At 74.9% G+C, this 13,198-nt stretch carries 10 protein-coding genes and 1 pseudogene; 7 read left to right on the forward strand and 4 right to left on the reverse strand.

Annotated elements, in window-relative coordinates; all coding sequences use genetic code 11:
* Positions 1-1,759: pseudogene (locus ABZV94_RS27540) on the forward strand (tetratricopeptide repeat protein); the annotation flags it as partial.
* Positions 1,760-1,817: 58 nt separating this feature from the next.
* Here ABZV94_RS27540 and ABZV94_RS27545 read toward each other — a convergent pair.
* On the reverse strand, positions 1,818-3,542 hold the full coding sequence (locus ABZV94_RS27545; protein ID WP_356344864.1) for a DAK2 domain-containing protein: 1,725 nt from the start codon (positions 3,540-3,542) through the stop codon (positions 1,818-1,820).
* Between the two features lie 256 nt (positions 3,543-3,798).
* On the opposite strand from ABZV94_RS27545, the gene rpmB reads away from it, so the two are divergent.
* The 4 genes from rpmB (at position 3,799) to ABZV94_RS27565 (ending at position 8,496) form a co-directional block, all read left to right on the forward strand.
* Positions 3,799-3,984, forward strand: a complete 186-nt coding sequence (rpmB, locus tag ABZV94_RS27550) for a 50S ribosomal protein L28 (protein WP_003993230.1) — start codon at positions 3,799-3,801, stop codon at positions 3,982-3,984.
* Between the two features lie 119 nt (positions 3,985-4,103).
* Positions 4,104-6,074: a BTAD domain-containing putative transcriptional regulator gene (locus ABZV94_RS27555; protein WP_356344866.1), complete on the forward strand. Its 1,971-nt coding sequence runs from the start codon at positions 4,104-4,106 to the stop codon at positions 6,072-6,074.
* 83 nt (positions 6,075-6,157) lie between these two features.
* Positions 6,158-7,255, forward strand: a complete 1,098-nt coding sequence (locus ABZV94_RS27560) for a tetratricopeptide repeat protein (RefSeq protein ID WP_356344868.1) — start codon at positions 6,158-6,160, stop codon at positions 7,253-7,255.
* A gap of 35 nt (positions 7,256-7,290) precedes the next feature.
* On the forward strand, positions 7,291-8,496 hold the full coding sequence (locus ABZV94_RS27565; protein WP_356344870.1) for an FAD-dependent monooxygenase: 1,206 nt from the start codon (positions 7,291-7,293) through the stop codon (positions 8,494-8,496).
* Positions 8,497-8,522: 26 nt separating this feature from the next.
* Here the strand turns inward: ABZV94_RS27565 and thiD are convergent, their stop codons facing one another.
* Positions 8,523-9,353 (reverse strand): bifunctional hydroxymethylpyrimidine kinase/phosphomethylpyrimidine kinase, encoded by an 831-nt coding sequence (gene thiD, locus ABZV94_RS27570; protein WP_356344872.1) that lies wholly within the window; start codon positions 9,351-9,353, stop codon positions 8,523-8,525.
* A complete protein-coding gene (locus ABZV94_RS27575) occupies positions 9,350-10,315 on the reverse strand; it encodes a thiamine-phosphate kinase (protein WP_030649164.1) in 966 nt (321 codons plus the stop codon). Before ABZV94_RS27575 ends, thiD begins: the two co-directional genes overlap by 4 nt.
* Positions 10,316-10,519: 204 nt before the next feature.
* Here ABZV94_RS27575 and ABZV94_RS27580 point away from each other — a divergent pair, with 204 nt between their 5' ends.
* The gene (locus ABZV94_RS27580) at positions 10,520-10,753 is read left to right on the forward strand and encodes an Lrp/AsnC ligand binding domain-containing protein (RefSeq protein ID WP_030649166.1); all 234 of its coding nucleotides are present in this window, start codon (positions 10,520-10,522) and stop codon (positions 10,751-10,753) included.
* 20 nt (positions 10,754-10,773) lie between these two features.
* Positions 10,774-11,295, forward strand: a complete 522-nt coding sequence (locus tag ABZV94_RS27585; protein ID WP_356344875.1) for a DUF3515 domain-containing protein — start codon at positions 10,774-10,776, stop codon at positions 11,293-11,295.
* A 12-nt stretch (positions 11,296-11,307) separates the two neighbouring features.
* On the opposite strand, the gene ABZV94_RS27590 is transcribed toward ABZV94_RS27585, so the two are convergent.
* On the reverse strand, positions 11,308-12,465 hold the full coding sequence (locus ABZV94_RS27590; RefSeq protein ID WP_356344877.1) for a D-alanine--D-alanine ligase family protein: 1,158 nt from the start codon (positions 12,463-12,465) through the stop codon (positions 11,308-11,310).
* Between the last annotated feature and the right edge of the window lie 733 nt (positions 12,466-13,198).

Below are 13,198 nucleotides of genomic sequence, written 5' to 3' on the forward strand. Positions count from 1 at the left end.
GCGGCCGCGGGCGCTGGAGGCCTGGGCGGCGGTCGCACGGGCCGCGGGGGACGGCACCGGCCTGACGCCACGCGACCGCGCGGAGATCGCCGACCACGAGGCGATGGCCCGGGGGCCGGAGGGGCTCGGGCTGTTCGAACGAGCGGCGGCCCTGTACGCGGAGGCGGGCGACCCCGGCGAGGCCCTGGCGGCACGCGCGCGTGGGGCGTACATCCGGGCCCTGGCGGGTGAGCTGGACGCGGCCCTCGCCACGGTCACGTCCCTGTACGACGCGGTACTCGCCCTGTACGCCGACGAGGGCACCGGAGTACGCCAGACGGCGTCGGTCGCGATGAGCCGGGCACGCGTACTGATGCGCCGGGTGCACGAGGCGGCGGGCGTGGAGGCCGGAGCGGATGCCGGGCGGGTCGTCGCAGCGGCCGAGGCTGCCGCGCGGGAGGTCCTGGCGCTCGTCGACGGGCGCGGCGACGGCGACGTGCGGTTGGCGGCGCGCGGGGCCGAGGCGTGGGCCATGCTCGGCGAGCTGGCCGGGGTGACCGGGGACGCCGGACGGGCGGCGGAGTCGTTCCGGCGGGCCGCCGGCGCCTATGTGGCCGCCGGGCTGCCCTGGTTCGCGGTCGAGTACGACGTGCAGGTCGCCGCCCTGGCCCACCAGGCCGGTGACCTCACCGGGGCCGAGCGGGCGCTGCGGGCGGCCCTGGAGCACGGCGCGCCGTACGTGGAGCCGGTCGGGCGGGCCCAGCTGCACCTTCAGCTCGCCGAGGTGCTCGGTGGCCGGGACGCGCCCGGTGAGGCGGCCGAGCACGCGCTGGAGGCCGCGCACTGGGCCGACGAGGCCGGTGAGAGCGGCACCCTGGGCGCCTGGGCGCGGCAGCAGCTCGGCGGGTTCCTGCTGCGCCAGGGCCGGTACGCGGAGGCCGCCGAGGTGCTGGAGTCCGCGCTGGCCGACCTCGGCGCCGACACGCACGGCGACGGGACGGTCGTCCAGGCGCGCTGGTGGCTCGGGGACTGCCTGGGCGAGCTGGGCGAGCACCGGGCCGCCGCCGAACAGCGGCTGAAGGCCGCCGACCTCGCCCGGCACTGGCCCGAGCAGCAGGACCACGCCACGCTCGCCCACCTCGCCGCCGAGTCACTGGGCAACGCCGGGCTGCACGCGGAGGCGGAGCGCGCGTACGCGCGCGCGGGCGAACTGTGGCGCGCGCTCGGCAACACCCCGTTCCTGGTCCGTTCGCTGCGTGCCCGCGCCTGGCTCGCCCTCGACGGTGAGCCGGGGACGGCGGGCGCCCGTGCGCTGATGGCACAGGCGGTACGGGAGTGCGAGACGGCGCTCGCGGCAGCGGAGGCGGAGGCGGACCGGGAGGAGCTGGTCGCCGAACTGGGCGGCACCTACCGGCAGTTCGCGGAGCTGCTGGCCCGCTCGGCCTCCGAGGAGACCGAGGACGCGGCGGTCCGGGCCGCGTCCGAGGCGGCGCTGGAGCGGATGACCCGGGCCGTGGCGGTGTTCGCGACCCTCGGCGCGGCCGGGCTGCACAGCCGTACCGGCGCCGAACTGGCCGCGGGCCGGCTGGAGGCGGATCTCGGCCGTCCGGCGCGGGCGGCGGCACGCGCGCGCGGGGTGCTCGCGGCCTACGCGGGCGTGGACGAGCGGGACGAGACGGCCAGGGTCCTGCGGGCGGAGGCGGCCCAGTTGCTGGAGGCGGCACGGGAACAGCTGGAGGCGGCGCGGGAACAGGAGGGGGAGGACGCCGAACGGGACTGAGTCACCGCCGCGTCCGGCCGGCACTGCGCACCGTCACTCCCCCACGGCACCGCCGCCGTCACTCCACGCCGATGAGCAGCAGCGCGCCCTGCCGGCCGCCCCGGTACACCACCGTGTCCACGGCCAGGTAGGACTCCCGTACGCGTGCCTCCAGCTGCGCGGCGGCGGTCTCGGGCGCCTCGTCGCCGACGACGAGCGTGACCAGTTCACCGCCGGCCTGGAGCATGCGGTCCAGGACGGTGCGGGCGGTGGCGGTGACGTCCGCGCCGATCACCGCGACATCGCCGTCGATCAGGCCCAGCACGTCCCCGGCCTGGCAGATGCCGGCCGTCGTCCAGGACTGGCGCTCGGCGACGACGACCTCGGCGTACCGGGTGGCGCCCGCCGCCGAGGTCATCTGGACGACGTCCTCGTCGAACCGGCGCCCCGGCTCGTGCACCGCGAGCGCGGCGATGCCCTGGACCGCCGAGCGGGTCGGGATGAGGGCCACGCGGATGCCTTCGGTGCGGGCCTGTTCGGCCGCGGCGGCGGTCGTGTGGCGCAGGTCGGCGTCGTTGGGCAGCAGCACGACCTCCCGCGCGTGGGCTCGACGTACCGCCTGCACCAGCTCTCCGCTGGCGGGTGGCTCACCGGGGCGCGCGAGGACGGTGGTGGCGCCCGCCTCGGCGTACAGCGCGGCCAGCCCCTCGCCCGGTACGACGGCGACGACCGCCCGCTGGGCGCGCTCGCGCGGCGGGCGCTCCCGGCCGGTGTGCACATCGCCGAGCCCGAAGTGGGTGATCCGGATCCGGTACGGCCGCCCCGCCTCCACGCCGGCCTCCACGGCGGCGCCGGCGTCGTCGACGTGCACATGGACGTTCCACAGCCCGTCGCCGCCGACCACGACCAGGGAGTCACCGAGGGCGTCGAGCCGCGTGCGCAGCCGGGCCACGGCCGCGTCGTCGGCCTCCAGGAGGTAGGTCACCTCGAACGCGGGTCCGCCGGTTCCGGCCGCGTCGGCGCACCGCTCGGGGGCCGCCCCGCACGCGCCGTCGGAACGGGGCGCGGGTGCGGACACGGCTTGCTGCGGCGGGATCTCCCGCGGCGGGGACTCGCGCACCGAAAGCTCGCGCGGCGCGGGCTCCCGTACCGCCTCCCCCGTGAACGCCTCCACCAGCGCCCCGAGCACCGCCACCAGCCCCCGGCCGCCCGCGTCGACCACGCCGGCCCGCTCCAGCACGGCCAGCTGGCCCGGGGTCGCCGCGAGGGCCGCCCGCGCTCCCTCGTAGGCGGCCCGCGCGACCGTCCGGCAGTCGCCCTCGGCTCCCTCGGCGGCGTCGGCGGCGGCCGAGGCGACCGTGAGCACGGTGCCCTCGACGGGGTGGGCGACGGCCTGCCGGGCGGAGTCGGCGGCCCGGCGCAGGGCCAGCCGCAGCCCCGGGCCGTCGATGTGAGAGGTGTCACCGGCGTCCGCGAGCGCCTGCGCCATCCCGCGCAGCAGCTGCGCCAGGATCGTCCCCGAGTTGCCCCGGGCCCCGATCAGCGCCCCGTGGGCCATGGCCCGGACGGCGTCCGCGAGCGCGGGTTCCCCGGAGCCGGTCTCGTACCCGGCGAACACCGCCTCGACGGCCGTCGCCGCCGACTCCACGGTCAGGTACAGGTTGGTCCCGGTGTCGCCGTCCGCCACCGGATAGACGTTGATGGCGTCGATCTCCTCACGGGCTCTCCCCAGTGCCCGGAGTGCCAGACCGCACCAGGTGCGCACCGCGAGAGCATCGAGGAACGTCTGCGGCACCTGCGTCACCTGCGCCTCCCTGAGCTGGCTTGACGTGGGACGCAGCGTAGACCCCGGACCGGTGCCCTCCGGAAGAGGGCCGGGGCGGGGACCCGGGTCGCCATGGTAGTTTCGTTGTACGGACGCAGCCGTTGTATGCTGCTCCGGTTGCCCGATCCGATCGGGCCGTTCCCCTGGCAGCGCCACTCAAGATTCAGGTCTTAGGATCTCGATCCCGGCATGCCGGGATTAACCGTAAGTGCATCTGAAGTCTTTGGAGTGACCCGTGGCTGCCAACTGCGACGTCTGCGGCAAGGGGCCGGGCTTCGGCAACAACATCTCGCACTCGCACCGCCGTACGTCCCGCCGCTGGAACCCGAACATCCAGCGTGTGCGTACCGTGGTCGGCGGGACGCCGAAGCGCGTGAACGCTTGCACCTCGTGCATCAAGGCCGGCAAGGTCTCGCGCTGACGCTTCAGCTGAGCGCGCGGCCACTACCTGCTGGTTCGCTGCACTGAGCCGGTCCACCTCCGGGTGGGCCGGCTTTTTGCCGTACCCGAAAACGGCCGTGGCCTGCCAGAATCCACACAATGCGCTTCGGCATCCTGGGCCCGGTCGAGATCCGCACCGACGACGGCACCTCCCTCGACCCCGGCGGCCCCCGCCCCCGTGCCCTGCTCACCCTGCTGCTGCTCGACGCCGACCGCGCGGTGTCCGTGGAGCGCCTGCTGGACGGCCTGTACGGTGCCGAGCCGCCCGCCGGGGCCATGAGCGCGCTCCAGTCCCAGATCTCCCGGCTGCGCCGGCGGCTGGCGCCGCACGCCGGCATCGACGCCGTCCCCGCCGGCTACGCCCTCGCCGTCGGCCCGGACGCGGTCGACGTCCACCGTTTCGCGGGCCTGGCCGCGCAGGGCCGTACGGCGCTCACCGCCGGCGATCATCCGCGGGCGGCGGCCCTCCTGCGGGACGCCCTCGCGCTGTGGCGCGGACCGGCGCTGCCCGACCTGCCGGACGCGCACGCCGACCGGGCCCGGCTGGAGGAGCTGCGGCTGGCCGTCCTGCAAGACCGGATCGAGGCCGAGCTGGGGACCGGGGGCGGGCCGGAGCTGGTGCCCGAGCTGCGTGCCCTGCTCCAGGCACGTCCGCTGGACGAACGGCTGTACGGGCAGCTGATGCGGGCCCTGCACGCCGCCGGGCGGTCCGCCGAGGCGCTCGCGGTGTTCGAGGAGGCGCGGCGCCGCCTCGCCGACGAGCTGGGCGCCGATCCGTCACCGGCCCTGTCCGCGCTCCACCTCCAGCTGCTCCGGGACGGGACGGACACCCCGCCCCGGCCCCGTCTGCCGGCCCAGCTCACCCGCTTCGTGGGCCGCGAACCGGAACTGGCCCGGATCGACCGCGCCCTCACCGACTCCCGCCTGGTGACGCTGACGGGCCCCGGCGGCGTCGGCAAGACCAGGCTCGCCCTGGAGGCGGCCCGCGCCCGGACGGGCGGGAACGCCACGAGGTCCCCGGCGCACCCCGGCACACCGTCGCCGTCGGCCCGCCCCGCCGGCGCCGCGGACGTCTGTCTGGTCGAACTCGCGCCCCTGACCGACGGCGCCCGGATCCCGTACGCGGTGCTGGCGGCGCTCGGGGTGCGGGACGGTTTCCGCAGCCCGGCCACGGACGCCCTGGACCGGCTGCTGGCCGCGCTGGCCGATCGCGAGGTGCTGCTGGTGCTCGACAACTGCGAGCACCTGGTCGAGTCCGCCGCGCGCACGGCCTCGCTGCTCCTCGGAGCCTGCCCCGGGGTCCACGTCCTGGCGACCAGCCGGGAGTCGCTGGGCGTCACGGGCGAGGTGCTGGTGCCGGTGCCGCCGCTGCCCGAGGAACCGGCCGTACGGCTGCTGCTGGACCGCGCGCGGGCGGTGCGGCCCGATTTCGACGGCCACGCGCGCGTGCCGGAGATCTGCCGGGCCCTGGACGGGCTGCCGCTGGCGATCGAACTGGCGGCGGCCCGGCTGCGCACGCTCTCCGTGGACGAGCTGGCGGACCGGCTGCACGACCGGTTCCGGGTGCTCACGCGCGGGGACCGGGCCAAGCCGCCCCGGCACCGCACGCTGCGCGCGGTGGTGGAGTGGAGCTGGGAGTTGCTGGACCCGGAGGAACGGGACCTGGCGAGCAGGCTGACCGTCTTCGCGGGAGGGGCCACGCTGGACGCCGTGGCGGCCGTCTGCGGGGTGCCGTACCCGGAGGACCCGCTGGCCTCCCTGGTCGAGAAGTCGTTCCTGGAGGTGTCCGACGGGCGCTACCGGATGCTGGAGACGATCCGCGTTTTCGCCGCCGGGTCGCTCACGAATCCCGGACAGCCGGGCACCGCGCCCACGGCGCCCGGAGGTCCCGGCTCCACGCCCGCCGAGCCGTCCACCGATCTCCGCCGACTGCGCGCCGCCCACGCCGCCTACTTCCTGCGGCTGGCCGAGCACGCCGAGCCGTTCCTGCGCGGGGGGGGGGGCAGCTGCCCTGGCTGCGGCGGCTGGCCGCCGAGCAGGGCAATCTCGACGCGGCCCTGCGGTATCTGACCGGGACGGCTCCCCAGGACGCGCTGCGGCTGACGGCCGCGCTGACCTGGTTCCGGCGGCTGCGCGGCCTGCACGGCGACCGCGTGCCGGGCGCCCGGGCCCTGCTCGCGGCGGTCGGCGACGAGCCGCCGCCGGGCCTGGCCGAGGAGTACGCGCTGTGCGTGATGAACGCGGTCTCCGGGCGCGGTGACGAGCCGGAGGACCCCGGCCTGACCGCCCGCGCGGCCACCCTCATGGCCTCGCTGGACGGTCCGCTGCGGCTGCCGTTCACGGTGGTCCTGTGGTCCCTCACGGGCGGCCCCCGGCTGAGCGCGGACGACCGCGTGCGCGTGCAGCTCGACCGGGAGCCGTGGGGCCTGGCCCTGCTGGATCTCGGCCTCGCCTACCAGGCGCTGTTCGCGGGGCGGGCCGCCGCCGCCGAAGCGGGCTTCACGCGCGCGTGGAAGGGTTTCCAGGGGACGGGGGACCGCTGGGGCATGGCCAACTGCCTCGACCCGCTGGCCGGGTTCGCGTACGGCCGGGGCGCGTACGCGAGGGCGCTGGCCCTGCTCGACGAGGGGCTGGTGCACGTCCGGGAACTGGACGCGCCGGAGGAGACCGCCGATCTGCTGCGCACGCGCGCGGTGGTGCTGCTCGCCCAGGGCGCCTCGAAGGAGGCCGCCGCGCACTTCACGCGCTCCGCCGCTCTGGCCCGTACCGCAGGGGCGACCGACAAGGTGGCCGGTGCGCTGCGCGGGCTGGGGGACGTGGCCCGGCTGGGCGGCGACACGGCACGCGCACGCGTGCACTACGAGAACGCCCTGGAGGCCTGCGCGGCCACGTGGTTCAGCGTGGGCGAGACGGTGCGGATCCTCATCGGGCTGGGCCGCACCACCGCCGCCGAAGGCGACCCGGACTCCGCGCGGGACTGGCTGGCCCAGGCCCGCGCACAGGCCCTGGAGTCGTCCGACGGGCTCCTGCTCGCCGATGTCGCCGACGCGCTCGCCGCCGTGGCCGGGCGCCCGGAGCGGGCGGCCGAACTCCTCGGCGCCGCCGCGGGCCTGCGCGGGGCGCCCCTGCCCGGGGACCCGGACGTCGCGCGGACAACGGAACGCACACGCGCGTGCCTGTCCCCCGAGGCCTACACCCAGGCCTACGAGCGGGGCCGGCGGCTGCGGTCAGCGGCGGTCAGCGAACGGTGAGGGGACGGTGAGCGGGGCCCAAGACAGTGGCCGGCATGACGCAGCCACACCACCTCGGCCACCTGTCCGTCCTGATCTCCGGCGCCGGCGTCGCCGGCCCCGCCCTGGCCCTGAACCTGGCCCGCTACGGCGCCCGTGTCACGGTCGTGGAGAAGGCGCCCGCCCTGCGCGCCGGCGGCTTCGCCGTCGACTTCCGGGGGCACGTGCACCGTACGGTGCTCACCGCGATGGGCATCTGGGACGACGTCCACGCCCACCAGACGCGCATGGGCCGCCAGAGCGTCGTCGCCGCCGACGGCACCCCGCGCGTGGAACTGCCCGCGCAGATGATGAGCGGCGATGTGGAGATCCTCCGCGGCGATCTGGCCCGGATCATGTACGAGCGGACGAAGGACTCGGTGGAGTACGTCTTCGGCGACTCCGTCACGGCGCTGACCGACACCCCGCGGGGCGTCGAGGCCGCCTTCGAGCGGGGCGCGCCGCGCCGCTTCGACCTCGTCGTGGGCGCCGACGGCCTGCACTCGCGCACCCGCCGTCTGGTCTTCGGCGACGAGTCCCGCCACCTGCGCTTCCTCGACCACTACGTGGCCGGCTTCACCCTCCCCAACCACCTGGGCCTGAACCGCACCGGCCGCCTCTACAGCGAACCTGGCCGCTGTGTCGGCCTGAACAACTACGACGGCGACCCGGAGCGCGCCGGCGCCCTGCTCGTCTTCCGGTCCGAGCGGCTGGGGTACGACCGCCGGGACGTCGCGGCGCAGAAACGGATCCTCGCCGAGCGGTTCGCCGGGATGGGCTGGGAGACACCCGCCGTGCTGAAGGGCCTCGCCGAGGCGGACGACCTGTACTTCGACGCCATCGCGCAGATCCACGTCGACCGTCTCGTCAGGGGCCGGGTGGCGCTGCTCGGGGACGCCGGGTACGGGGCGACGATGGGCGGCATGGGCACGGGTGTGGCGATCGTCGGCGCCTATGTCCTCGCCGGTGAGCTGGCTGTGGCGGGCGGTGATCACCGGGCCGCGCTGGCCGCCTACGAGAGCCGGATCCGGGACTTCGCCAAGGGCTGCCAGAAGATCTCCGGCAACGCGGGGCCGTTCTTCGCCCCGGCCACCGAGCGGCGCATCCGCAGCCGGGACCGGATGTACCGGCTGCTCGGCTCACGGCTGCTGGCCGGCTTCTTCAAGCGGCTGACGGAGCGGGCGGCGACCGCGATCGAGCTCAGGGAGTACCCCGCCCCCTGAACCCGGGAGCGCCCCCCGACCGGCCGTCAGGGGTGCGCCGCCTGCCCCTCCGGGGTGCCCCGCTCGAGCGCCCACCCGTGGTCCACGGGTCCGATCCCCGCGCCGAGGGCGAACCCGGCGGCGATGGCTCCGGTGACGTACTCCTTGGCCGTCGCGACCGCCTCCGGCACGGGCTGTCCCTTGGCCAGGCCGCAGGCGATGGCGGAGGCGAGGGTGCAGCCGGTGCCGTGGGTGTGCCGGTTGTCGTGGCGCGGCGCCCGCAGCAGGTGGACCTCGGAGCCGTCGGTGAGCAGGTCCACGGCGTCGCCCGCCAGGTGTCCGCCCTTGACCAGCACCCAGCGCGGCCCGAACTCCAGCACGGCCGCGGCGGCCCGTCGCAGATCGTCCTCGGACTGGACGCGGACGCCGGTGAGTTGGGCCACCTCGTCGAGGTTCGGGGTGGCCACGGTCGCCACCGGCAGCAGCTTCGTCCGTACGGAGTCCAGGGCGGAGGCGGCCAGCAGCGGGTCGCCGTGCTTGGAGACGCCGACCGGGTCCACCACGGCCGGTGCGTCCGTGCCGGAGATCAACTCGGCCACCGCCTCGACCAGTTCGGCGGAGGCCAGCATGCCGGTCTTCACGGCCTGGACGCCGATGTCGTCCACGACGCTGCGGTACTGGGCCCGGACGGCCTCCACGGGCAGCTCCCAGGCGCCCTGCACCCCGACGGAGTTCTGCGCGGTGACCGCGGTGAGCACGCTCATGCCGTGCACGCCGAGCGCGAGCATCGTCTTCAGGTCGGCCTGGATGCCGGCGCCGCCGCCGGAGTCCGAGCCGGCCACCGTGAGCACCCTGGGCGGCGCCGCGGAGGCGCTCATGACTCGATGTCCCCGAAGTGGTCCCAGCCGCCCTTGCTGGTCCAGGGCGCCCCGTCGACGGTCACCTGGGGCAGCGCGGAGGGGTTGAGGACCTCGCCGATGACCTTCCAGCGGGCCGGGAGCTTGGCGTCCGGCGGGAAGGTGGCCACGATCGCGTGGTCCTCCCCCCCGGTCAGCACCCACTGGAGCGGGTCGACGCCGACGGCCTGCCCGATGTCGTTCATCTGCGTGGGGATGTCGATCGCGCCGGAGCGGATGTCGATGCGGACCTTGCTGGCCTCGGCGATGTGCCCGAGGTCGGCGATCAGACCGTCGCTGACGTCGCACATCGCGGTGGCGCCGAGCGCGGCGGCGGCCGGGCCCGCGTGGTACGGCGGCTCGGGGCGCCGGTGGGCCTCCACGAACGCGCGGGGCGAGCGGAAACCGCGGGCGAGGACCGCGTACCCGGCCGCGGACCAGCCCAGCCAGCCGGTGACGGCCACGAGGTCGCCGGGCTGGGCACCCGCGCGCGTGACGGGCTCCTGGTTGCGCAGATCGCCGAGCGCGGTGATCGACACCATGATCGTGTCGCCGCGTACGACGTCCCCGCCGACCACGGAGGCGCCCGCGACCTGGCACTCGTCGCGCAGGCCGTCCATCAGCTCGGTCGGCCAGGTGACCGGCAGCTCGGCCGGGACGACCAGGCCGAGCAGCAGCGCGGTCGGTACGGCGCCCATGGCGGCGATGTCCGCGAGGTTCTGCGCGGCGGCCTTGCGGCCGACGTCGTAGGCCGTGGACCAGTCGCGGCGGAAGTGCCGGCCCTCCAGCAGGATGTCGGTGCTCGCCACCACCCGTCGGTCGGGCGCGGCGACCACCGCGGCGTCGTCGCCGGGGCCGACCCGGACCGCCGGGGTGGTGGTGAGACGGGAGGTCAGCTCCCGGATGAGCCCGAACTCACCTAGCTCACCCACTGTGCCCTTCATTGCCTCAAGCCCCTTCTGTGCCTTGCCACGCCCGGTCGCGCGTCACCAGTGTCCCCGATACGGTCGAGGTGACCGTCAACTTCCGTCGTGCCTGCACCCTGGCGCGCAAGCCCGGTTCCCGCAGGTCTCCCCTCGGGGAGCGGCGACGCGATACCGTGGCGTTCCTTTTCCCCACATGATCCTCGTGGCCGCCCTGGAGGTTCCGTGGTACAGGCGTACATCCTGATCCAGACGGAGGTCGGCAAGGCGTCGACCGTCGCCGAGACGATCAGCAAGATCCCTGGAGTGCTCCAGGCCGAGGACGTCACGGGGCCGTACGACGTCATCGTGCGGGCCCAGGCCGAGACGGTCGACGAGCTCGGCCGCATGGTGGTCGCGAAGGTCCAGCAGGTGGACGGCATCACGCGCACCCTGACCTGTCCGGTGGTGCATCTGTAGCCCCCGTCTACGCTTGGCCGGTGAACATCTTCCGTCACCGGCCCCTCGCCCTGCTCGCGCCGGCCCTGCTCATCGCGGTCGCGGGCTGTTCCACGGCAGACGACAGCGACACCGTGGCGGTTCCCACCCCTGACGCGCGGACCGCCCCGCTCTGCCGGGACCTGGACAAGGCCCTGCCGCGGAAGGTGGACGGGCAGACCCGCGCCGACCCCGAGCCCCGGTCCGCCTACACGGCGGCCTGGGGAAGCCCGGCGATCATACTGCGCTGCGGCATCGTCCGGCCGCCGAAGATGGTCGATGCCAAGGTGGCGCAGGGCGACGACCCGAACGCGATCGGCGGCGGGGTGAACGGCGTCGACTGGCTGATGGAGAAGCGGGACGACGGCACCTGGCGGTTCACCACGTCCAATCGCCGGGCGTACGTGCAGGTGACCCTGCCGAAGAAGCTGTCCGGGCCGGACGACAGCGCCCAGGTGCTGATGGACCTGGCGCCGGCCGTGAAGAAGGCGATCCCGAAGGGGATCGCCTCCATGCGGGGATGAGACCCGACGGGGTCAGCGCAGCCCCGTCGAGCGGCGCAGTGCCGCCTGCACCAGGCGGTCCACCAGCTCTGGGTAGCTGATCCCGCTCGCCTGCCACATCTGCGGGTACATCGAGATCGGCGTGAAGCCGGGCATGGTGTTGATCTCGTTGATCACGAACTCGCCGTCCTCGGTGAGGAAGAAGTCCGCGCGGACCAGGCCCTCGCAGGAGGTCGCTTCGAACGCCTCGACGGCGAGCCGGCGCACCTCGGCGGTCTGCTCCTCGGTGAGCGGGGCCGGGACGATGCCGGGCGTGGAGTCGATGTACTTGGCCTCGAAGTCGTAGTACGCGTGCGCGTCCGGCGGCGGGATCTCGGCCGGGACGGAGGCGCGCGGGCCGTCCTCGAACTCCAGGACGCCGCACTCGATCTCACGGCCGCGTACGGCCGCCTCGACCAGGATCTTGGGGTCGTGGGCCTGCGCCTCGGCGATCGCCTCGTCCAGGCCGGACAGGTCGTCGACCTTGGTGATGCCGATGGACGAGCCCGCGCGCGCGGGCTTCACGAACAGCGGCCAGCCGTGCTCTCCGGCGAAGTCGATGATCCGCTTGCGGGCGGCGGACTCGTCCCGGGCCCACTCGCGGGGCCGGATCACCAGGTACGGGCCGACCTTGAGCCCGTAGGAGGTGAAGATCCGCTTCATGTACTCCTTGTCCTGGCCGACGGCCGAGGCGAGCACGCCGGAGCCGACGTACGGCACGCCGGACAGCTCCAGCAGGCCCTGCAGGGTGCCGTCCTCGCCGTAGGGGCCGTGGAGCACCGGGAAGACGACGTCGACCTCGCCGAGCGCCTTGGGCACGGAGCCGGGCTCGCTGTAGACGACCTCGCGGTTCGCCGGGTCGACGGGGAGCACCACGCCGCCCTCGTGCGACTCCGCCAGCTCCGCCACGCTGGGGGTACGGCGGTCGGTGATGGCCATCCGCTCCGGCTCGTCGGCCGTCAGCGCCCAGCGGCCGTCCACGGTGATGCCGATCGGCAGGACGTCGTACTTCGTCCGGTCGATGGCCTTGAGGACGGCGCCGGCGGTGACCACGGAGATCCCGTGTTCGGAGCTGCGCCCGCCGAACACGACGGCCACGCGCGGCTTGCGCGACGGCTGCTCAGGGCTCTGGGGAAGGTTCTCGGTGCTCATATCGCGTTGAGAGTACCCGGAGGTAGCGCCCAAGTCAGCGCGCGCTCCCGGGCCGTCGCTCAGCGTCGCACGGACGGTCGCTGAGCGTCGTACCCGGCGCCTGCGGGACGGGCCGGGCACCTTCCCGGCCCCGGCGTCTGCCTGGCTCAGCACGTTTCGGCTTCAGGGCGCCCCGGCACAGCGCGCTTCGGCTTCACGGCGTCCCGGCACAGCGCCTTTCGAGTTCACGACGTCCCGGCACAGCGCCTTTCGAGTTCACGGCGTCCCGGCACAGCGCCTTTCGGGTTCACAGCGTCCCGGCACAGCGCGCTTCGGCTTCACGGCGTCCCGGCACAGCGCCTTTCGAGTTCACGACGTCCCGGCACAGCGCCTTTCGGGTCCACGGCGCCCCGGCACAGCGCGCTTCGGCTTCACGGCGTCCCGGCACAGCGCCTTTCGGGTCCACGACGTCCCGGCTCAGCGCCTTTCGGGTCCACGGCGTCCCGGCACAGCGCCGTTCGGGCTCGCCGCTTCCCGGCCCCGGCGTCTCCATGGCTCAGCGCCTCCTGGGTTCACGGCCTCCCAGCACAACGCCTCCCGACTCACCGCCTTTCGGGGTCAGCGCCTCCCGGGCCCACCACCACCCGGCACAGCGCCTCCCGGACCCAACGCCTCCCGGCCCCGGCGTCTCCGTAGCTCAGCGTCTCCCGGGTTCACGGCCTCACGACTCAACGCTCTTCGGGCCCACCGCCTC

The organism is Streptomyces sp. NPDC004658 (assembly GCF_040609555.1).
In the GTDB taxonomy this organism is placed as follows: domain Bacteria; phylum Actinomycetota; class Actinomycetes; order Streptomycetales; family Streptomycetaceae; genus Streptomyces.

Coding starts and splice junctions, on each gene's coding strand:
- thiD (WP_356344872.1), bottom strand. CDS start 9,353: ATGAGCGCCTCCGCGGCGCCGCCCAGGGTGCTCACGGTGGCCGGCTCG.
- ABZV94_RS27575 (WP_030649164.1), bottom strand. CDS start 10,315: ATGAAGGGCACAGTGGGTGAGCTAGGTGAGTTCGGGCTCATCCGGGAG.
- ABZV94_RS27565 (WP_356344870.1), top strand. CDS start 7,291: ATGACGCAGCCACACCACCTCGGCCACCTGTCCGTCCTGATCTCCGGC.
- ABZV94_RS27555 (WP_356344866.1), top strand. CDS start 4,104: ATGCGCTTCGGCATCCTGGGCCCGGTCGAGATCCGCACCGACGACGGC.
- ABZV94_RS27590 (WP_356344877.1), bottom strand. CDS start 12,465: ATGAGCACCGAGAACCTTCCCCAGAGCCCTGAGCAGCCGTCGCGCAAG.